Genomic DNA, 392 nt, shown 5'->3' with positions numbered 1-392 from the left:
GCCCTGCTCCGTCCATTCGAGTTGAATCTTTTCCTTGTTGTCGACAGTAGGCCTTAGATGAAAGTCGCCGAAGAAAGGCGCAACCAAGCGAATCGCCTTGACGATACGCTGGTAGTGTTCGTCGTGATGGTTCTTCAACCGCAGGAGAAAGGCCGCCAGATTACGAGCATCATCACGCAGATACTCGTTGTCGTTAACGTTATGGATCTGTTTGACAAGAGCACTGCCGCTGGTGTCATGGAAGTGGTACAGGCGCCAACTGCGCATAGCAGGGACGACGAAATCCCAGATCATTCCATGGTGGCGCCGCTCCTTGTAATGAGTTTCAAAATGACCTGAGGCGGGATGCCAGTCTCCACGCATGTTCCACCATAGCGCCTCATGAGCAAACA

At 52.6% G+C, this 392-nt stretch carries 1 protein-coding gene; it reads right to left on the bottom strand.

Going from position 1 to position 392, the window contains the following annotated elements:
• On the bottom strand, window positions 1-363 hold a 363-nt coding region (locus C1J01_RS54430), incomplete at its 3' end, for an AAA family ATPase (protein ID WP_220040523.1).
• Window positions 364-392 lie beyond the last annotated feature (29 nt).

It is taken from the genome of Nonomuraea aridisoli (assembly GCF_003236395.1).
GTDB classification, from domain to species: domain Bacteria; phylum Actinomycetota; class Actinomycetes; order Streptosporangiales; family Streptosporangiaceae; genus Nonomuraea; species Nonomuraea aridisoli.
The sequence above is the reverse complement of the archived record's forward strand: the minus strand, read 5'-3'. Positions and strand labels throughout refer to the sequence as shown.